This window comes from Negadavirga shengliensis (genome assembly GCF_042652345.1).
GTDB lineage: Bacteria > Bacteroidota > Bacteroidia > Cytophagales > Cyclobacteriaceae > Negadavirga > Negadavirga shengliensis.
This window is the reverse complement of sequence record NZ_JBHSJJ010000004.1, coordinates 64,524-84,265: the sequence shown is the minus strand read 5'-3', so window position 1 is coordinate 84,265 and position 19,742 is coordinate 64,524. Positions and strand designations below refer to the sequence as shown.

The window sequence follows — 19,742 nt, the reverse complement described above, 5'->3', positions numbered from 1 at the left end:
CTTTAATGTTTATTTAAAAACTCACATCCAAACCCAGGGAAAATCCTTTCATCACCGGCAAGCCATTTTGAACCAGGCCGCTTCCTGTTTCCGGATCCCATCCTGTCCAGTTTGTCCAAGTGGCCAGGTTTTTACCACTGAAGAATACCTTCAGTCCATTAAGACCCAACTTTTCTATCACGTTGCGTTCAAATCGGTAGGCCAGGGTTATATCCTGTAATCTGACGAAACTTCTGTCTCCGTAGTACCTATACTCCACTCCGGGTACCTTATCCTGTGCCCTGTATCGGGCATCCGGGTTCGAGGGGGTCCAATAGTCGTAATCCTTAAAATAATTGTTCCTCCGTGCATTGTCAGCCTGACCAAAATTGGGATTGTTCAAACCCAGATAGCCATTTCTACCCCCTTGGATGGAATTGAGAAAAAACCTCAGTGTAAAATTCCTGTAGTTGAATTCATTCAAAACGCCAAAATTATAAGCCGGTTCCTCTCTGCCTATAATCACCCTGTCATTGGCATCAATGATGCCGTCGCTGTTATGATCCACTACCCTGTGCGTACCCACGAAAAAGCCAGGAGGCGCTTCTTCGCCCAATTGGATAATCCCGGCTGATTCGTAGTCAAAAATCGTATTGATGGATTGCCCGATAAACAAGCCACTTGCCACGAGGTGATCTTCTATGCCATCTTCATCCGCATCCAGCCCCAATAAGGACACTATGCGGTTTCTATTTGAGGCGATATTGAAACCGGCATTCCAGTTAAACTGCCCTCGTCTGACGATATCTCCTTTCAGTGCCAGTTCAATGCCCCTATTGGCAATTTCTCCTACATTGGTCGAAATGCTATTGAATCCGGTGATTTCAGGGATGTTGATATCATATAACAAGTCATTGGTCGTACTTTGATAATAATCCAATGTGCCGGTCAGTCGGCCGTTAAACAAAGAAAAATCAAGTCCGAAATTGTAGCCTGTTGTCGTTTCCCAGGACAAATCGGGGTTCGACAAAGTGGTCACCGTTTGACCAAAAGCAGTGGAGCCGCCATCCCCGAACACATAGGCGGGATACAATAAAACCCTGGCCAAAGATGAATATCTGCTTGTCAAATTGCCATTGGTTCCATAGGAGCCTCTGAATTTGAGATAACTCATCCAGGATGGATCAAAAAATGCCTCTTCACTGACCACCCACCCTATACCGAGAGATGGAAAAATGCCGTATTTGTTGTTTGCAGAAAAACCGGAAAACCCATCCCGTCGGATGGTAGCGGTGAGCAGGTATTTATTGTTGAAATCATAATTGGCTCTCGCTGTTTGATAAAGATAGCTTTCATCCCATGCGCCCGACTTGATCAACTGGAGCTGGCCCAGACTCAAATCGTGGTAGCCCAGATTAAGGTTGTTGTAATTGGAGCCATTGGCCTCGGTGCTTTCAAACTTTAGTTCCCTTCGGCCGACAACCACCGTCAAGTCAATGCCGTGGTCATTGTCGAATCTTTTCCTGTATGACAAAATATTGTCCAGGGTCCAATCGTAAGAATTGTAATTCCTTTTAAATGCTTCTCCAGCAGCCCCGCTCGCATATTCGTTGCTGCGGTAATGCCTTCTCCAAGTCGCATTGTTTCCAAAATTCACCCTGTAATTCAACCCTTCTATAAAGGGAACATTGATATCCAAATAGACATTTCCAAATAGATTATTCCTCTTATCAAAATCATTTGAAAAGGCAGTAATAAAGGGATTTGCCCTTTGCGCCCCATCAGGGTTCAATATCACCTTCCCGTCTTCATCCCAGGGCATGACCAATGGGGGCATTGTGGTAATGGTCGTCAAGGCGGGGATTTCTCCCGAATTGTCCGCAAAGGAACCGAAAGTCTGCACCCCAAATCTGAACCAGTCCAGTATCTGGTGATCAAGGTTGATCCGGGCCGTAACCCTCTCAAACTGATCATTCATGACAAACCCCTTCTGCTTTGTGTAGCTTGTAGATATAAAATAAGAAGTCTCGCTGCTTGCCCCTCTCACACTCAGGTCATGTTTGTTGATATAGCCTGTCTGGGTAGCCGCATCCCACCAGTCAAAATCCGTTCCGTCCTGGTATCCGCTGTACAGCGTTGGCTCAAAAAGTGCAGCAACATCATAGTCAGGATTAGGCTGTGTATAATCCGGAGCCAAAAAGGCTTGCTCCCAGTCCTGATCCCTTACTTTGTTAAGAAACCCTTCTCTGTCCAACAGTTCGGGTCTATTGGCCGGTGTCTGGGTGGTGATGGTTCCGGTATAGTTAAAAATAGGCTTTTGTTCCACTTTTCCACTCCTGGTGGTGATCATTATTACACCGTTGGCCGCTTGTGCCCCGAAGATGGCCATGCTGCTGGCATCTTTTAAAACATCTATTGATTCTATATCATTGGGGTTGAGATCACCGAGGCTTCCTGTAAATATGATCCCATCCACCACGATTAAAACATTCTGATTACCACTGAGGGTGGTTCTTCCCCTGACTGAAATAGAGGGTGTCTGACCGGCCCTGTTTACCTGGCCGATGTTCAGCCCCGGCACCGTGCCTTGTAGCGACTGTGCGATATTTACATTAGGGGATTCACGAAATGCATCAATATTGGCCCTGACCACGGATCCGGTCACATCGCTCCTCTTCTGGGTACCATATCCAATCACCACCACTTCTTCCAATGAAGACTGGTCCTCTTCCAATACAATATTGAAAGCCGTTTGTTTCGAAACGGTTAAACTATAGGTCTTATAGCCAATGAAAGAAATTTTAATCACATCACCTTCGTTTACTTCCAAGCTGAACTTTCCATCAATATCCGTGGCCGTGCCGATACTGGCTCCTTCAACCGCCACTGTGGCGCCCGGTATGGGCTCACCGTTTTCGTCTTTGACGGTGCCGGTGATGGTAACATCCAGGGGTTCCTCCACCGATACGGCCAGATCTTTATCCGATTTCTTCACATGGATATTGGAATTAACCTGTTTAAAACTCAGGTTGGATTGAGAGGCAATTTCCAACAAAACATCGTAGAGGCTCTTGCCATTGCTCTCGAAGCTAACAGGGGGCAGATCTTTGATCTCCCTTGTGGCAAATACAAAGCTGTAATGGGTCCGCTTTTCCAGCTCTTTGAAGGCTTTTTCTATTTTCACCTCACTTAGGGAAAGATAAACGGTAACTTCCTCAATACTTTTTACCTGTGCACTTCCCGTTGAGGCAAGAAGAAGGCTCATAGATAGGCACAGGAAAGTAAAGACGATGGTAAATAATTTTGTCATGTAGATCACATGCTTTAGTAAGCGTTTTTTCATAACTTTACTTGGTTTGTTTAGTCTATTGCTATTGGGTTAAATGAACTCGTATCAGAAAAGGGATGGCACTCCCTGCTTCTGGTGTTGATATGGGGCCATAGGTGTTGGAAGCACTTATGGCCTTTTCTACTGTTTTTTTCGCTTCATAGGCAGGTTATTTAAAGGTTATGGTTACTTGGTCTTTATCTATCTCAAAGTCAAACCTGGCGGAATAGCTCAATCCCTCCAGCACATTCCTCAAAGTCTGGTCATGAAACCATCCGGATAGCTCCAGGTCCTCTTGGGGCTGGTTTTTGTAGTGAACCTTCACCCCGTACCAGTTTTCCAACACCCGCGTGACTTCCGCCATCGGGGTATGGTCAAAGACAATGGTCTTATGGGTCCATGCCATCAGCTTCTTTTCATCAAACCGGGACTTTCGCACGGCTTTGGTATCCCAGTTAACCTGCAAAGCTTCCCCTTTTTCCAGGTTCACGCTTTGGGACTCCTCCATTTCGACCTGCACGGAGACCAACCCCGTCAGCAGGAAAATATCCAAAGGTTCGTTTTTATAAGCCTTGATGTTAAAAGAAGTGCCCAGTGCTGTGGTGGTAACAGGCCCTGTTTTTACCATAAAAGGACGATGGGGATCCTTCTCCACTTCAAAATACCCCTCCCCCTCCAATTCAAGGACGCGCCGGTGGGATTCAAAATTCTTGACATAACGAAGCGTGCTGCCCGAGTTGAGAATCACTTTTGACCCATCCTGAAGTGTCAGATTGGATTTGACCCCTGGAGGTGCATAATGCTCCTCATAAACTATGGGGACCTCTGCTTGCTGCGAAGGTTTTGGAGGCAAAAGTAAATTGACCGTTAGGGCCAAAGCAAACACCGTGACGAGTATCCCGACCAGTCTGTACCACTGATGGCTCCTGTGATAAACCGGATATGCCCTTCTGTGCCGATGCAAAGAACTCAGCGCGTCCATGGGCACGACTTTTTCCTCAGGATGGTGCATCTCCATTTTGCTGACCGTGTTCTCTATCCGTTGCCAGTTGGATGCCAGCCTCTCTCCCACAGGATGTGATTTTCTTGAAATGTTCAATACCATTTTCCTGGCCAAAGCCATTTCCGCGTATTTGCCGGGATTTTTTTCCAGATAATCTTCCCAATAAGCTTTGGTAGCGGCAGTCGGAGACAGCACCCATTTTTGGAAATCAGGGTCAAGTACAAAATCTTCGAATTGATAATCTCGCTCACACATAAAACAGGTTTTCATGTAAAGGAGTCAGGGTCTGTGCGGAGTTATCCTTCGAAAGAGAAAAATTTTTCAGATTTTTGGAAAAGGTTGATTTAAGAAAGTCGTCAACCGGGTCCTGTACAGGTCGGATACAGATTAAACACGGATAAAACACGGATAAAACCTCGGTTTGTTTCTACTCATAGAGAACGCGACATGTCCTCAGCCTCTACTCAGCATGGGCGGGGAATGGGGCAAGGAACGCCATCCGACTTAACCCCATACAACCATGGCCAAACAAACAGGAATACTCAAGCTTGCAGGCACCATAGGCAATATCACTTTTGTACAAAACCCAGAACGGGTATCTTGCCAAGCAGAAAAACATGCGGAGCGGCTGGATGTAAAGGATTCCTGAATTTGTATTTTGGATCCGGATCCGTCATACCCGAGGAGTGGATCCCTGCGAATATAGTTTCTAAAGGCATTATCGCGATGAAGCGATCCCATATATGGGCACCGAAACGGGACGGGACCGCTTTTCTGCCGCGGCGGATCGCAATGAGGCTCCGGAATCCCCATAATCCGAAGTATCTCCCTAAGGGGTCAAAAGATTTTTGTTTTGCCGGGTTTTCAACTTAACCCGATTTATCCACCGCCCAGATATACCGCCAAAAATAGAGAAACAATAAATTTCTTAAGGCTGGAAACTGCCTTCCATGCCAAGGTATAAACAGACCGGAGGTTGATCCCCATCATTTTGGATACTTCCTCGTAGGAAAAATTCTCAAAAAAAAGATACTGGATCACTTCTTTTTGCCGCAAGGGCAGTTTTTGCAAGGCGGCGGCCAACTTTAGTTGCAGGGTCTTTTCCCGTTGTACGCCGATCAGTACGCTTTCCATGGATTCCACGGAAAAACGGTCATCATGCACTTCGGACACTTCCTCCATCCGCCATTTGCTGAGCTTTTTGCTTTCGCGGTAGATCTTATAGGAGAGGGATTTGAAGATATAGACCTTTACGTTTTCCGCCTTCGGAAGGCTTTTGTGGTATTTCCACAAATCCACAAACACATCATGGATGCAGTCCTCTATAAAATCCCCGTTGGCAACCATGGTCATTCCGTATTGAAAAAGCTCGCCCGAAGATGCCTTATATAACCCCTCAAGCCCTTTTTTATCGCCATTTCTCAGCAACAGCCACAGGCTATCCCACTCTTCGGAAATCAAAGGTGATATCGGGTTTTTCACAACGGTTAATTTGGGATGCTAATAATTTGGCTTTAATTATCGGGAAAAAAGTAATAAAAGACAAATTCACCCCGATGATTCTCTATTCAACGTTATTTAGTTAATGAAGAGAGAAGTTTTATGCCCTTTCTAAAAATCATAATGATATCTACATGCATATATAACCAACTCACCATCCGATATCTGGTAAACAAGTCGGTGTTCTTGATCAATCCTTCTTGACCAATATCCTGCCAGGTCATATTTCAGAGGCTCAGGTTTACCGATTCCTTCAAACGGTGTTCTCTTAATGATTTTAACAAGTTCATTGATCTTTTTGACCATTTTCTTATCTGTTTTTTGCCAATAGAGATAATCTTCCCAGGCATTTTCAGTAAAGGTCAAAACCATAGTTATTCTCCTAATTTTGGCCGGACTGTCTTTCCTGATTTCATTTGCCGGATGGACTCATAAAGCCTGTCCGCATTTTTCCTTGAGCTCAATAAATGCAAGGTTTCCATAATGGAATTGTACTCGTCAAGCGAAATCACAACAGCGCCTTTTCCGCTTTTCCGCTTGATAATGAGGGTTTCATTGTTCTCTTCAACATTGTCAAGATACTTCTTGAGATCTATTCGGAATTCTGAGTAATTGGCAGCGATCATTTTTCTAGTTGTTATTGTTTACGTACGAATATACGTACTTAATTAAGATATGTTTTATGATATTTAAATTTAGCCTTTCAAAAATAAAGTCTCTGTGGTAAAAAAACTCACCACAGAGGACACAGAGGGATGGGAGGGGTTGGGCGGTGCGTATAATCAATGGGAATACACAAAGAAAAAAGCTTAAAACTCTTTTTCCTCTGTGGTTATAAAAAACACCATCCTATCTTATCCATCAACCATAAAACTTGGAAATGTCATATTGCTCCTTTTTTATTCCTCTTGATAAAACACCCGCCACAGCTTTCCGGTGTTGGAATCGGAAATAACAATGGTCCCATCGGGGGCCTGTGCCACGCCTGTTGGCCGGTGCTTGGCATCATTCGGGCTTTCTATGGTTGAAACCCCCGCAAAGCCCTCGGCCAAGGCCTCATAGTCCCCGACCGGCTCGCCGTTTTCAAAAGGCACAAAAGCCACAAAATATCCTTTCTGCTCAAGCGGTGCCCTGTTCCAACTCCCATGAAAAGCGATCAATGCCCCTCCTTTATACCTTTCCGGAAACTGGTCCCCGGTATAAAACAAAATGTCATTGGGTGCCCAGTGTCCGGGAAAAGCCATGACGGGCGGTTCGGTTCCCTCACACCGGTCGGTCTTTTGTCTGTCGCCGCCGTATTCAGGAGCTACCAACCGTTTATCCTGCAAAGGGTCATAATAACAATAAGGCCAGCCAAAATCGGCACCATCACTCAAACGGAAAAGTTCCTCCGCGGGAATCTCCGCATTATCTTCCTCGCTGTACATATCCGGAAACAGACCGTGCAACATATCTCTGCCATGCTGCACCGCATACACGTGGCCGTCCATAGGATTATATCGTAATGCGACCGCATTCCGGATACCCGTAGAAAAACGATGGCCGTCATCCAGCTGTGTTTGACCTGTTTTATTGGCGTCAAAACGCCATACCCCTCCATGTCTTTCCAGCAGCGGGCAAGGGTCCATTGCCGGTGAGCCTTGGCTACGGTCCTGCTCCTGGCATGCGTTTGAAGGTGCTCCTACATTGACGTACAGGTATCCCTGATCATCAAAGGTAATGGACTTGGCCGCATGGGCAGTCTGCAGGGGGAGACCTGAAACAACCGTATCGGGTGCGGCTGCGTTGTCCGGAAGCAGGTTTCCGTTGCTAAACGAAAACCGGAATACCGTGCTGTCATTGGAAGCGTAAAGGTGTCCATTATAAAAAGCGATGCCCGTACCCCCAAAATCGGCAAAATATTCGATTTCGTCGGCTCTGCCGTCACCATCTGTATCCCTAAGCGCCGCGATTCCACCTTTTTCATGAGGTTCCCTCAAATTGAGATAAATGTCCCCGTTGCCGTTTACAGCAACGTGCCGTCCCCGGCCAAGGTCTTCGGCAATTACGTAGGCCTTCATGCCTGGGGCCAGGTTGAGACCGCCCTGGTCTTCATCAGCAGTAAAATAGGGGTTTTCTTTCCCCCTGCTTTCTGAAGGCCTTTCGCAGCTTGTGAAAACGACATTCAGTATTACAAAAGCCGCCAGCAAATAAAGGAAAGTACGGTTTTTCATCATTGAAGTGGTTTAGGGTTGAGTGATTTTCATTTTAATAAGTAAATATAAGCATTCATATAATGCGTGAAAAAATTACCTATGCTCAGTATTAGGAATTTATATCAATAAGCTAAATATAGTCAATCGCTTTTTACTATAAAAGTCCGAAATAAATCTACTGGTAGATTAAAGGTTATACAATGAATAAGCTAGACCCACCATTTTGAATCGTATTCGAAAAAATGATTCCAGCGGTGATTATTTATGTTTGCTTGGGCCGGCACGGTTTTAAATTCATTATTCGTCCTCTTTGTTCAATAGTGCGTTCACAATTGATTTGATTTGGTGATTGCCGCTTTTGGAAAGTCTCTTTAAAATATCGATGGTTTCCATTGTGTGACCGGTTGTTGATTTGAGAACCGTCAGCACTTTAAGATCAAACCATTCGTCTTCTTTTTGTAGATCCCCCACCAAGGCTTCTCTTAAATCAGGTGTCAATTGGCTGATGTTTTTCAGATGGGAGAGTAGCAGGATTTTATCCTCATTGGATGAAGCATTATAAATTACCGTCAGTTCATCTTGGATAGATCCGTCATTCACATCCACATTTCTCAATGATCGAAACGCCAGGTCCTTTGTTGATTTTTCGTTGCTGGTCAAGTTGCCGATGACCCATTTATCCAAAACAGGGGTTGTTCTTAACCGGCCTGCATTGATTTCCCTGAGCAAAAAGCGCTTGTGATCAGAAGACTCCGTTGAAAGTACCCGTTGTATCATCGTCTCTTCCTGTAGTATTTCCAAAGTCAACCTGGATAGTTGTTCTTTCTCACCCTCGTGGGCCAGATGCCAAATAGTATAGGTCGTATAAACGGCATCGGCCACCGATTCATCCGTCACCTCTTTGATAGTAGCGCCGGATACGCCGTCCACTTCTTCTCCTCCTGGTTCTTCCACGATTTCATGCAGGCTGTACTCTCTCAGATTAGGCCATTCCTCATGCAAGACCGCCTCCAGTTTTTCGTAATCGGCTGTGGAAAAATCACTATGATCTGTTTTGGTAAGATGTTCGCCATATACTTCCAATCCAAAGTAATCCCCATCCATTTCCCAATAAATGGCGATATCGATGCTTTTACATTCCCCGGTCAGGCACACACCGGTTTTGAGCCTTCTTTTCCAAAATGGTATCCCGTCTTCGTCAAAGAGGCCAGTGACATGGACAGGAAGCCCCTCATCATCATAGATGGTAAACCTCCTGTCCATGCCCACAAAATGCTTCGCTTCGAGCACCCCGCTTTGATAATAAATATCGTCCGATGAAAACCAGCCTACCCAAAGTATCAGGGGCCAAAGGGAATACAACACAAAACTCCAGATCATACCTAATGTTATCAATATTCGAGATCGAGGGCAAGTGGCTTGCTTTTTTGAGGGAATGACAGACCTGACAGGTAATTTTTCCAGGAGCCCGGATCATAGCCCAGGTGCTTTCCTGTCAAAGTAGCCAGCTCAGCAGATGCAAACTGTTTGAAATTGAAATGGACATCATCCAAATATTCAGCGAGCAACTCGTATCCCTTCCGCGAACCGCACCGGGCCATAGCCGCCGCAATGCTCAGTTCCAGTTCTCCGCCGTAGACCCTCCATCTTACCTCTTCATAAGCCGTGGTCTTATATCCTTTGATGTTTTCATCTTGCAAAAGCCTTTCGAAACCTGGTATAAAAGCCGGATCAGGGACCCTTTCGGCATAAAAACAAAGATTCAATATCCTGTTAAAAAAAGGAACAAGCTTCAGGTCTATCCTTCCGTTAAAATACTCGTTTTCTCTTTCCATCATGTCTCCCCCACTTTCGGAGTTTTCCAGGATTTCCTTTATGATTGGGTTAGAAAGGTTATCCCCGCTCATCGCCAACAAAGCAATGTTCTGGTTGATCTTCCAATACAGCCCTTCCAATATATTTTTCTCCCTTCCCCTGATATCATCATAGGTGTCAACAAAACCATCGGGATACCCCTGCCGTTTTTCTTCTTCATAAAGCTCCCGCAATTCATCGATAATCAGTTCATTACCCTGGCTATTCCCAAACCAGGCCATCGCTTTGGCCAGCAACAATTTTCCTTTTGGGTCCTGGGTTGCCTCGAACTTGCTTTCCAGGGTTTTTAAAGCGGCCTTCCTAGGCAGCCTAGTACATTTTTCCAAAAATTCATCATCTCCCTTGGCCAGGTTGTCTACCCGCCGGCTTATTTCATCTTCATCGTCGAGGGCGCTACCAACTTTCTTATTCGCATAAGGTCTCGGAATGTATCCCAACTCACTCCATTCCTTTTGTAATGGAGTGAGATCAAAATCCCTTGGCCGAACATTTTTCCAAGCGATTTCGGATGCTATTTGACCGGTAAAATAGCCCAAAACAGCCAAGTCACCGCTCATCCGTGTAAATTGGATGGCATTCTGGGTTTGGCTAAAAGCTTTACCCGATAGTAACAAACCATCCAGCGATTCGGGCACGAGGCTTCGATATGGGATTTCAAGGGTGATGTCATTGGAATGTGGCAATAGAAACCCGCATCGGGTAAATTCCGAACTTCCTACATGGTGGGGATCAAAATCACTACTAGCCAGAGATACCATATCCTCAAAGTGGGTGCCTTCAATGGCATCTATTAGGTCCAAGGTATAAACTCCCTTTACCCGCCTGGATTCCCTCACGGTAAGCATGGGATGGAAGTCATAAAAATGAGCTTTATAGTGAGATAGAAATAACCCACGCTGCAATTCACTGATCTTTCGGTTATCAATGATATCATAGTCCCTATTGGTATTGGACGGGGTTTTTGTAGCCCCTCCTTTGATGTCCCATTGGCTATAGTTCTGGGTTTTTCCCGTTCTGCTGTTGCCATGCCAATAGGCTGCTCCGGCAAAAAAGGCTATATCTCCATCTCCAGTGGCATCCACTGTGACCTGTGCCTGGACCAATTCAAGTTTTCCATTACGGCAAATCAATATTCCTTCCACCGTTTGGTCCTTGACCAAAGTACCGCACATGATCGCCCCTGGCAAAAACCTACCGTTAGCTTCCAACAGGGATTGAAGGTGGTAGAGCTTTCTTCCGGTCTTTTTGGAAGTATTGGTTTGGAAAGCTATTTGGGAGGCCTCTTCTTCTTGCTGGATAAAATATTTACTGTCTTTCACACCATGGTAATAGCCCATCACCCCTCCGACGGTCTTGGTACCGCCAAGATCATGAAAGTAATCGGCTACAATGGTATTGGCCCCCTTTTGACTGGCTCCCATGGCCACCATGGCCCCGGCAGTTCCTCCTCCGGCTACCAGCACCTGGCATTGGTGCCTGGTGGCTATATGTGTATCCAATGCAAATTTGCATTCCTTCAATGGCACTGCAAGGCCCGGTTCTTCTATAGGTGTGAGGGATAATTGTCCTATAGGCACCTTTTGGCCGGCGATATTAAAAAAAGCTGCTTTTTTTGGTTTTTGACTGTATCTTAAATTATTGACCAGGTTTTCGCTTTCCTTTTGAATGGCCAAGATGGCTTCGCAGCTTAGGTCCGTATAATCATGAGACAGCAAATAGTGGCCGGCCAAATCAGGATGTGGCATTTCCCCCTCAATATACAAACTCGCCTCCGAGGCAAGTTCTTCAATTTTCGCTTCGCTCAGGATGGGGTCCAGGGACTGCAGTTCCGCTCCGATAACCATTGTGAGCTCACGGGCCTGATGTTCTACGTCCTCGATGTTTTGCGAAGTTGTTGCAAACCGGAATTCCAGTAAGAGCTGATCACCTACGTGCTTGCCGGGATGGAGATACAACCTATTCCCGTCTACCCCCAAACTTTCCGGAACGTCTACTTCCTTCTTCACGGGTTGCTTCGCTTTCAGCAACTCAAACACATATCCTGCTTTTTGTATTCGGTAGTCGTTTTGCAACAGGTGCCGGGAAAATAAAAGATTTTCTGATGCATCAATAAAATTTCTACAGTTTACCTGGTGGAGGCCATGCTTTCCTGCCAGCAATACCCCGGTCACCTCGTTTCCGCCACCCAACAAGCCACAAACATCCGTCATCAACATGACATGGACCTTTTTCACCAGCAGGTTTCTCAGCATCCCTTTGCGTACGCTTCCATTGAAAAGCAACAATTCATCACCAAATAGGCTGTTATTGGGTCCTTGGTCAGAGGGATTATGGATTTCGTCTGATTCCCCCGGAGGAAAAAAGAGCTGAAACATCTCCTTGTCCCATTTGTCTACCCCTTTGCTTTTCATCCAAAGCTTTTTCTTGGCGGTGATCTCAAATCCGGGTGTGGGCCGCTTCTCCACCAGCAAAACTTTTTTGCCGGATTCAGCCGCTTTCAGCGCTGCAAAATAACCTGAAAATCCAGCGCCGTTGATAATGACATCATACGTGTCAAAATCACTTGCTCCAGTAAACTGTCTGTTGACTTCTGCCAGGGCGTTTATATCCATCATTCCCGGGGCCAACAGGATGCCCCCGGTGGTCGGCATTGCTATATTTAAAAACTTTCTTCTATTCATAACTATTTCCAAATAGGTCACTTTAATAATTTATCAATGAAAAACCGGCGTTTGCCTTTTCGCTAGGCAAACGCCGGTTCCTAAACGGTTTTAACTTCCTCCTGGGTATCCAGGATTCTGCTCGATTCTGGCTTCCACATTGGCATCGATAAAGCTTTGAGGAATAGGCCATAGATTATTATGTGGCTGAACGGTGGTAGCCGAACTATAATTGTACCGCATTACCCTATCGTACAGCAAGCCCATCCTTATCAAGGTCCTCATTCTGGGTTCTTCTACGACCAGTTCCCTGGCCCTTTCATCCAGGATAAAATCTATATCCACCTGGTCTGCCCCAATCAGCACCGCATTTGCTCTGGAGCGTACGACATTGATATCGTCAGCAGCGCGTTGAGGGTCGCCGCTCCTGAAATAAGCCTCAGCTCTCAGCAAGTAGGTTTCAGCTAGCCTCATCTTGATAAAATCATTGGCTGTCTGGCCCGCTGATGGATCGTCCGCAAAAGGTCTTCCGTCAATTTTGCTTATCCAGGGGTAATACATTCTTAAAGTGTCCAAAACCCAATCAGTGAGGCTACCGTCTTCCCTTGCGACAACCAATCTCCCTTGCGCATCCCTCCCTGTCAGGACTTTCCTGCCAAAATATTCTTCATCTGCGGGATTATTGTAGTAAAAATCCCTCCTCACATTATACCTTGAATTCCGCATGTCATCCGGATCCAACTGCCAGATGTCATATTTCCAATAGTTCAACAAAGACATGACGCCAATACCCCTGTTTAGACTGTCCGCGGCAAATAAATTATTAATTCCATTTGGAGATCTTATCCGCTCTTGTTCCGGTCCCCACAACCGTGAACTGTTGTTCCCTCTCGGCTCTCCTCCACCAATAGTAAACGCCTCAAACTGCCATGCCCAGATCACTTCAAGGTTTCCTGATGACCTGTTTTGCTGGTTATACCTAAATAGGTCCGAAAAAACATCACCGGGTTTGCTTAAGTCACCAAATCTTTCTGTCATCAATTGATAATGGCCTGTTTCTCCATTGATCACCTTGGATGCTGCTTCCACCGCTTTCTCATAAAACGTCTGATCTCCTGTTTCCAGACCTAAAGAAATGTATACCTCTGAAAGCAAATGATAAGCAGCACCCTGATAAATTCTACCGTCAGAGATATTGGATACCGGAGGCAGCTCTTGTCCGGCTTCTTCTAAATCGTTTGCGATAAATCTCAATACTTCCTCCCTGCTTGTCCTTGTAAAATCAAACCTTGGTTCGATCAATCTCTGGTCTACGATGGGGACTCCTCCGTATAAGTTTACCAATACATTGTAGGTATAGCCCCGAAAAAATTTGGCCTGACCGGATACATTGTCCCTGCCTGCTTCTGAAATATCAAGTTCGGGATTGTCAATATCATCGAGAATAAGATTACATTGCCTGATCATATCTTTGTACGCCCAATCCCAGTAGCTACTTGCCTCGTTCGACTGAGGGTTCAATAACGTATAATCCTTAAACCCCCTGCCATCCGGCCTGCCCCATTCAACCAAATCCGTACCCAGATTCATGTAGTCAAAGTTAACACCTCCGACACTATGTTCCAGTCTGGCGGCCCGGTACAAAGCCACTACTGCCGCATCATAGCCTGCCTCATTGACAAGCAAATTCTCCGGACTAAATCTATCCAAAGGAATTTCTTCCAAAAATTCTTCACCGCAGGAAAGGTACATTCCTGACAAAAGGATGATTAGAGAAAATGATTTTATATAGCTTTTCATGATTTCTTCGTTTAAAGTTGAATATTTAACCCAACAGTGTATGTTTTTAAAAGAGGTCCATTGTTTCCGGCTCCTCTACCTCCTCCACCAAACTCCGGATCCCAACCCTGCCATTTGGTCCAAGTGACCAGATTTTTTCCGCTTACGTATACCTGGACGTTGCCCAGTTTAAGCTTTTCCAAAATAAGGAACGGTAGATTATAACTTAAGGAGACGTCCTGAAGCCTCACAAAGCTCCTGCTCTGATAAAACCCGTATCCCAAAGGATTTCGGTAGTTGATGGCTGCATGCGTATTGATGGGATTTTCCGGTGTCCAGTAGGGCACATTCAGGACATTTGCCAAATCATAAAACTGGATACCTGGATTAGTAGGAACATTAGGACTATAGCCTCCCTGACGAACATTAAACATCACCATCAGATTTAACCCTTTGTAGGAGAAATTATTGGTAATGCCTGCCAAAAAATCCGGTTGGTTGGAATGCAATACTGTCCTGTCATTGGGAGTAATCACGCCATCCCCGTCCATATCCTTAAACCTCACATGTCCCGGCTGGGCGCCTTGGATCAAAGACAGGTCTTCGTCTCCTTCTTGAAATATACCATCAAACACATAATCAAAATTGGTTCCCAGAGGGTGGCCAATGAACCAGCCACTGGCGATGTCATCATCTTCAATTCCATCCCCATTGAGATCCCTTCCTGTCAACCGTAGTATTTTGTTTCTGTTTAACGTGAAGGCAAAAGATGTACTCCAGGTAAACGCGCCTTTTTGTAGGTTAAGGGTATTTAAAGAAAGCTCAACGCCTCTGTTTTCCACCTCCCCTATATTCCTTAAAAATGTTTCAAAGCCTGTGGGATTGGGGATAGTCTGGTTTAACAACAGATCTGTAGTGCGGCTGTAATAATACTCCACTGATCCTGAAATCCTATTGGACAACACACTAAAATCCACGCCAAAGTTTGTACTGGTAGTTGTTTCCCAACCCAGGTTTGGATTGGCCATGGTGGTCGTATACAAGCCAACAGAAGTGCTCCCCCCATCGCCAAATACATAGTTGGCCCTATCCATGTTACTCAAAGAAGAATACCTGTTTACTCCTCTGTTCCCATTTTTGCCCCAGGAAGCCCTTATTTTTAGATTGTCCAGGAAGCCTGCATTTGAGAGAAAATTCTCTTCGATAATGTTCCAACTTAGCCCTACGGCAGGAAAAATCCCAAATTTGTTCCCTTGTCCAAATGCAGAATAACCGTCTCTCCTCATACTAAAATCAGCAATGTATTTTCCCTTAAACCGGTATCCGATTCTACCCATGGTGGATAGTTGCTGACTCTCTCCGGCATAGGTATTAATATTAAAGTTCTCCCCAATTTCAAGCGAGTTCCATCCCAGTGCATCATTAAAAATATTGTTGCTGCTCAACCTGGACCCTTGATCCATTAGCGTGTACATTCCATATAGAAACGTGAAATTGATTTCATGATCCATATTGATGACCTGACTATACCTCACAATATTTTCCAGCGTCAGATTTTGGGCCTCATAGTGTTCTTTATGACCATTGCCTAAATTGAAAAATTGCTCCCGCTGAAAAGACGGTCTATAGAAGAAATCTTCATCGTTACGTTGGGTATATCCTACGTTTAATCTGTATGACAATCCCTCTATGGGCAACAAGACATCTGCGTAGGAATTGACAAACAGCGTTTTGGACTTGATGTGATTCTGGTGTAATAGTGTACCTTGTAAGGGATTACTTACCAGGCCAATCCCCATAGGTTGTGGTCTTGGCGTACCATCCTCGTAATATAAATTAGCATATGGACTCAAGTACGTTGTGTGAACAAGATCAGCCCTTACTCCAGAGTTGTCCCTGGCACTGTACCCGGTATTCAGCCCGACATTAAGCCAGTCCGTAACCGCCACATCAATATTTGCCCGGCCTGCAATTCTGGAAAAATTATCTCCTTTCACTGGTGATTTTATGTCAGAGTAGGATCCTGAAAAGAAATAGGTAACCCTATCGGTTTTCCCGGATACACTCAATTCATTATTCGAAACAGGCGCCCTTCTCTTAATCTCCTCAAACGGATCAATGGTAATCCCCGCGTCAATATTGGCCTGTTCTATCGCCTGAAAAGGAAGCTCTCCCCCATCGGCCCGCTCCGCGTCTGCCCTTACTCTTAAATATTGTTCCGCGTCCAGGTAATCAGGGATATGGGCAAAGTCAGAGGTGCCATAGTAGGAATTCAACGATATTCTCGGTTTATCTGTCTTTCCCCTTTTGGTGGTGATTTCTATCACTCCGTTTGCCGCTAACGACCCATAAACTGCCGTAGAGCTGGCGTCTTTCAGAATATCGATAGACTCAATGTCACCGGGATTTATATCCGAGAGCCTTCCCCCAGCATAAATGACTCCGTCCAATACAATCAATGGAGCGTTGCTAGCAGAGATGGAATTCCTTCCCCTAATCATAATGGAAGCATCAGATCCCGGTCTACCATTATCCGTGACAGTTACGCCGGCAACTGTCCCCCTTAAACTTTGAACCACATTTAAGTTCGGCTGCAATCGCTGTTGTTCCAAATCCACGCTTGCGATGGCACCTGTAAGGTCCTTCTTTTTTGCCGTTCCGTAGCCAATGACCACCACTTCTTCCAGGGCGGAATCATCGAGTTCCATGGTGATGTTAAGTACCGTCTGATTGGACGTGGTTATCCGCTGTGGTTTGTAACCAATAAAAGAAACCACAAGGACGGCTCCTTCATCAACTTCAAGGGAAAAATTACCGTCAATATCTGTAGCTGTCCCGGTACTCGTCCCCTCTACAATTACTGTGGCACCCGGTATAGGCTCTCTTTTTTCATCTGTCACTATTCCTGTTATGAAAATAGGATCATACACCTGGCCGGCCACCACTTCAGTACGCTTATCTTTCACCACATCAATGTTATTATTGATCTGCCGGAAGGAAAGCTTGCTTTGCTTGGCTGCCGCTATTAAAAATTTCTCCACCGTACCCGTCTTTTCTTCAAAAGTTAAAACCACCGTGCGGTCTACCTCTTTGTGGTCAAAAGAAAACTTGAAAGGCGTTTGGCGCTGTATCTCTCTGAAAAACTGGCTGAGACTCAGCTCTTCGTTGGATATGGAAATGGTTACTTCCTCGATGCTTTTATACTGGCCGTTTGCGTCAATGGCAAAACCGAAATTAAAAAGCATCAATTGTAAAATAAAGCCATAGAGGAAGTATTTGGACAACATATAAATTGTCTTTAGTAATTTATTTTTCATAATTTTAAGGGTTTATTGGATGAAAATTTCAATAAGCCTGGTCTTTTGATGTGCCCCATTCCCCAATGTTCGCCATCATCAGACCAGTCCAAGGCCGGTAGGCAGTGATGTCTGCCGGTTTTTTTATGAGCTGTCAAGGTTTTTCATTGGCTTAAAATTTAAGTTCCACTTCTTTTCCATTTATGGTGAATTCAAACTCCTGGATGTAAGACAGGCTTTTCAGTACATTTTCCAGTGTCTGATGCTGGTACTCGGCTGACAACTGCCATTCTTCTTTTGGGCTGTTGGCCAGATGGATTTTCACACCGTACCAATCTTCCAATTTGTTGACTACCTGAGACAATGAAGCTCTATTAAATATCATCCAACCCTCCCTCCATGCTGTGGTTTCTTTGATATCAAAATGGCTCACTTGATGCTTATTGCTGGCAATGTGATAATTTATGGCCTCACCGGGTTTCAAAAAGATAGCCTCGGCTCCCATAGATGGTTTTACACTCACTTTGCCGGTTAAAAGGGATACGCTGATCCGGCCATCGTCTTTGGTATTGATATTGAACGAAGTCCCCAATACCGTAGTGGTCATCCCTTCCGTAACTACTTGAAAGGGACGTAATGTGTCTTTTTCTACTTCAAAAAATACTTCTCCCCGGACCGACACGATCCTCTCCAGGGAATTGAATTTCTCGGGAAATTCCAGCTCACTCGCCGAATTCATCCAAATGCGGGTACCATCCGACAAAGTAACCTGCAGCTTTTCACCTGGAGCCGTTGTCTTCCGAATCAAAGCCGTTTCCTGGACAACATGTTCCACCGGCAAGACCCTGTCCAGCGACATCCATGCCAACCATCCCAAAGCAAAACTGACCAATAGTATGGCCGCGACCCTTTCGAACTGCCCCATTCTTGACCATAGCCCATGTCCAGAGCGACCCGCGCCTTCCCTTTCATGACCCGAAGCCTTAATCGAACTGCCTTCTTTTAATATTTGGTTTAAGATATCCTCTTTTGCACCCTGAGGTACTTGCACGGTCTCATACCGTACACCCGTCAGCAATTCCTTTGCGAGTCTGAGGGTGGGCAGATGGTCGGGATTGGCTTTTATCCACCTTTCCCAGTACAGGTCCAATTCCCTATCAGGTTCCTTAACCCACCGGATAAATTCCGGATCACATAAAAAATCTTCCTTTGTCTTCATGCAGTATATGGCTTGTAATGGTAAAAGCAGAAGACACTTAAAACGACACCCACTTTGAAAAAATTAATTCAGTTTTTTTTTAAAAAATAAACTCCCACGCGCTGATCGTTGGTCATCTAAGGGCCGGGTACTTTAGATACCCAGCTTCACTAATGGCCTTCGTCGCCCAGCACCTCTCTCAAAAAGCCCAGCGCCTTGTACATCAGGTTGCGGGCGACTTTTGGGTTTTCCAAACCCATAATCTCCTGAATCTGTTTATAATCCATCCCCTCATAAAAACAATAATAGATGATCTCCTTTTTTCTGGGGCTAAGTTTTTTTATCGCCACATTCAACTTTTCCAACCTGTCGGCATCAATCTGCCGGTCTATCAGCCGTTGTTCATGGGAAATCGTAAAATCAAAGTAATTCGATGGCGGAAAGTCCTCCCTCTTGAGGTCCCACTTGGAAGCCTCTTTGTAAAGTTTTCTTTTGAGGCATTTAAAAAGATAAAACTTGATGGAGTCTGTTTTGCCAAGCCTTTCCCGGTGCTTTCTAAGGTCAATGAACATCTCCTGGATGGCATCCTTTATCAATGGTTCATCAGCGGCTATCCTCCAGCCATAAGCATAAAGGACATCGAAATAGGTTTCATAAATGTGGATAAATGCCGACTCCTTTCCCGCTCTAAAGGCATCCCATGTCTTTTTATCATCCAAGAAGACAGAATCTTTGGGTTTCCCAAAAAGAGACACCAATTTTTCTTCTTTCAATGGATTATTCATGGGTTATTTCGATAATTTTACTTCGCTTATGCAGTAAAATTATCTATAATATATTAAAAAACAACATAAACCTTATTTAATCCTATATGACGATTATTAGTGATCCATACAATTTTGGGTAAATAATAGCAGCGATTCATGTTG

Annotated in this window: 13 protein-coding genes; 1 reads left to right on the top strand and 12 read right to left on the bottom strand. The window is 45.0% G+C overall.

All coding sequences use genetic code 11. From position 1 onward, the window contains the following. Positions 1–13: 13 nt before the first annotated feature. Positions 14–3,322, bottom strand: a complete 3,309-nt coding sequence (locus ACFPFU_RS08170; protein WP_377063345.1) for a SusC/RagA family TonB-linked outer membrane protein — start codon at positions 3,320–3,322, stop codon at positions 14–16. A gap of 154 nt (positions 3,323–3,476) precedes the next feature. After that, positions 3,477–4,565, bottom strand: a complete 1,089-nt coding sequence (locus tag ACFPFU_RS08165) for a FecR family protein (protein ID WP_377063343.1) — start codon at positions 4,563–4,565, stop codon at positions 3,477–3,479. Positions 4,566–4,830: 265 nt separating this feature from the next. On the opposite strand from ACFPFU_RS08165, the gene ACFPFU_RS08160 reads away from it, so the two are divergent. Beyond that, positions 4,831–4,959, top strand: coding sequence for a hypothetical protein (locus tag ACFPFU_RS08160; protein WP_377063341.1), 129 nt, complete (start codon positions 4,831–4,833; stop codon positions 4,957–4,959). Between the two features lie 230 nt (positions 4,960–5,189). On the opposite strand, the gene ACFPFU_RS08155 is transcribed toward ACFPFU_RS08160, so the two are convergent. From ACFPFU_RS08155 to ACFPFU_RS08110, 10 genes are all read right to left on the bottom strand, one after another. Then, entirely contained in the window at positions 5,190–5,792 is a 603-nt protein-coding gene (locus ACFPFU_RS08155) for an RNA polymerase sigma factor (protein WP_377063339.1), read from the bottom strand. A gap of 129 nt (positions 5,793–5,921) precedes the next feature. Beyond that, the gene (locus tag ACFPFU_RS08150) at positions 5,922–6,182 is read right to left on the bottom strand and encodes a Txe/YoeB family addiction module toxin (RefSeq protein ID WP_377063337.1); all 261 of its coding nucleotides are present in this window, start codon (positions 6,180–6,182) and stop codon (positions 5,922–5,924) included. 2 nt (positions 6,183–6,184) lie between these two features. Continuing rightward, positions 6,185–6,436, bottom strand: a complete 252-nt coding sequence (locus ACFPFU_RS08145) for a type II toxin-antitoxin system Phd/YefM family antitoxin (protein WP_377063335.1) — start codon at positions 6,434–6,436, stop codon at positions 6,185–6,187. 273 nt (positions 6,437–6,709) lie between these two features. Continuing rightward, positions 6,710–8,026 carry a PQQ-dependent sugar dehydrogenase gene (locus ACFPFU_RS08140; RefSeq protein WP_377063333.1) on the bottom strand — a complete coding sequence of 439 codons (1,317 nt, stop codon included), beginning with the start codon at positions 8,024–8,026 and terminating at the stop codon, positions 6,710–6,712. Between the two features lie 276 nt (positions 8,027–8,302). Then, positions 8,303–9,385 (bottom strand): FMN-binding protein, encoded by a 1,083-nt coding sequence (locus ACFPFU_RS08135; protein ID WP_377063331.1) that lies wholly within the window; start codon positions 9,383–9,385, stop codon positions 8,303–8,305. An 11-nt stretch (positions 9,386–9,396) separates the two neighbouring features. Then, positions 9,397–12,561 carry an FAD-dependent oxidoreductase gene (locus ACFPFU_RS08130; RefSeq protein ID WP_377063329.1) on the bottom strand — a complete coding sequence of 1,055 codons (3,165 nt, stop codon included), beginning with the start codon at positions 12,559–12,561 and terminating at the stop codon, positions 9,397–9,399. A gap of 90 nt (positions 12,562–12,651) precedes the next feature. After that, positions 12,652–14,340, bottom strand: coding sequence for a RagB/SusD family nutrient uptake outer membrane protein (locus tag ACFPFU_RS08125; protein WP_377063328.1), 1,689 nt, complete (start codon positions 14,338–14,340; stop codon positions 12,652–12,654). 11 nt (positions 14,341–14,351) lie between these two features. Further along, positions 14,352–17,636, bottom strand: coding sequence for a SusC/RagA family TonB-linked outer membrane protein (locus ACFPFU_RS08120; RefSeq protein ID WP_377063326.1), 3,285 nt, complete (start codon positions 17,634–17,636; stop codon positions 14,352–14,354). Between the two features lie 151 nt (positions 17,637–17,787). Beyond that, the gene (locus ACFPFU_RS08115; RefSeq protein ID WP_377063324.1) at positions 17,788–18,834 is read right to left on the bottom strand and encodes a FecR family protein; all 1,047 of its coding nucleotides are present in this window, start codon (positions 18,832–18,834) and stop codon (positions 17,788–17,790) included. Positions 18,835–18,983: 149 nt separating this feature from the next. After that, positions 18,984–19,598: an RNA polymerase sigma factor gene (locus ACFPFU_RS08110; RefSeq protein WP_377063322.1), complete on the bottom strand. Its 615-nt coding sequence runs from the start codon at positions 19,596–19,598 to the stop codon at positions 18,984–18,986. Positions 19,599–19,742: the final 144 nt, after the last annotated feature.

Excerpts from the sequence above, each read along its gene's own strand:
- ACFPFU_RS08130 (WP_377063329.1), bottom strand. The coding sequence starts at position 12,561 with ATGAATAGAAGAAAGTTTTTAAATATAGCAATGCCGACCACCGGGGGC.
- ACFPFU_RS08165 (WP_377063343.1), bottom strand. The coding sequence starts at position 4,565 with ATGTGTGAGCGAGATTATCAATTCGAAGATTTTGTACTTGACCCTGAT.
- ACFPFU_RS08110 (WP_377063322.1), bottom strand. The coding sequence starts at position 19,598 with ATGAATAATCCATTGAAAGAAGAAAAATTGGTGTCTCTTTTTGGGAAA.
- ACFPFU_RS08140 (WP_377063333.1), bottom strand. The coding sequence starts at position 8,026 with ATGATGAAAAACCGTACTTTCCTTTATTTGCTGGCGGCTTTTGTAATA.
- ACFPFU_RS08170 (WP_377063345.1), bottom strand. The coding sequence starts at position 3,322 with ATGAAAAAACGCTTACTAAAGCATGTGATCTACATGACAAAATTATTT.
- ACFPFU_RS08135 (WP_377063331.1), bottom strand. The coding sequence starts at position 9,385 with ATGATCTGGAGTTTTGTGTTGTATTCCCTTTGGCCCCTGATACTTTGG.
- ACFPFU_RS08115 (WP_377063324.1), bottom strand. The coding sequence starts at position 18,834 with ATGAAGACAAAGGAAGATTTTTTATGTGATCCGGAATTTATCCGGTGG.
- ACFPFU_RS08160 (WP_377063341.1), top strand. The coding sequence starts at position 4,831 with ATGGCCAAACAAACAGGAATACTCAAGCTTGCAGGCACCATAGGCAAT.
- ACFPFU_RS08145 (WP_377063335.1), bottom strand. The coding sequence starts at position 6,436 with ATGATCGCTGCCAATTACTCAGAATTCCGAATAGATCTCAAGAAGTAT.
- ACFPFU_RS08150 (WP_377063337.1), bottom strand. The coding sequence starts at position 6,182 with ATGGTTTTGACCTTTACTGAAAATGCCTGGGAAGATTATCTCTATTGG.
- ACFPFU_RS08120 (WP_377063326.1), bottom strand. The coding sequence starts at position 17,636 with ATGAAAAATAAATTACTAAAGACAATTTATATGTTGTCCAAATACTTC.
- ACFPFU_RS08125 (WP_377063328.1), bottom strand. The coding sequence starts at position 14,340 with ATGAAAAGCTATATAAAATCATTTTCTCTAATCATCCTTTTGTCAGGA.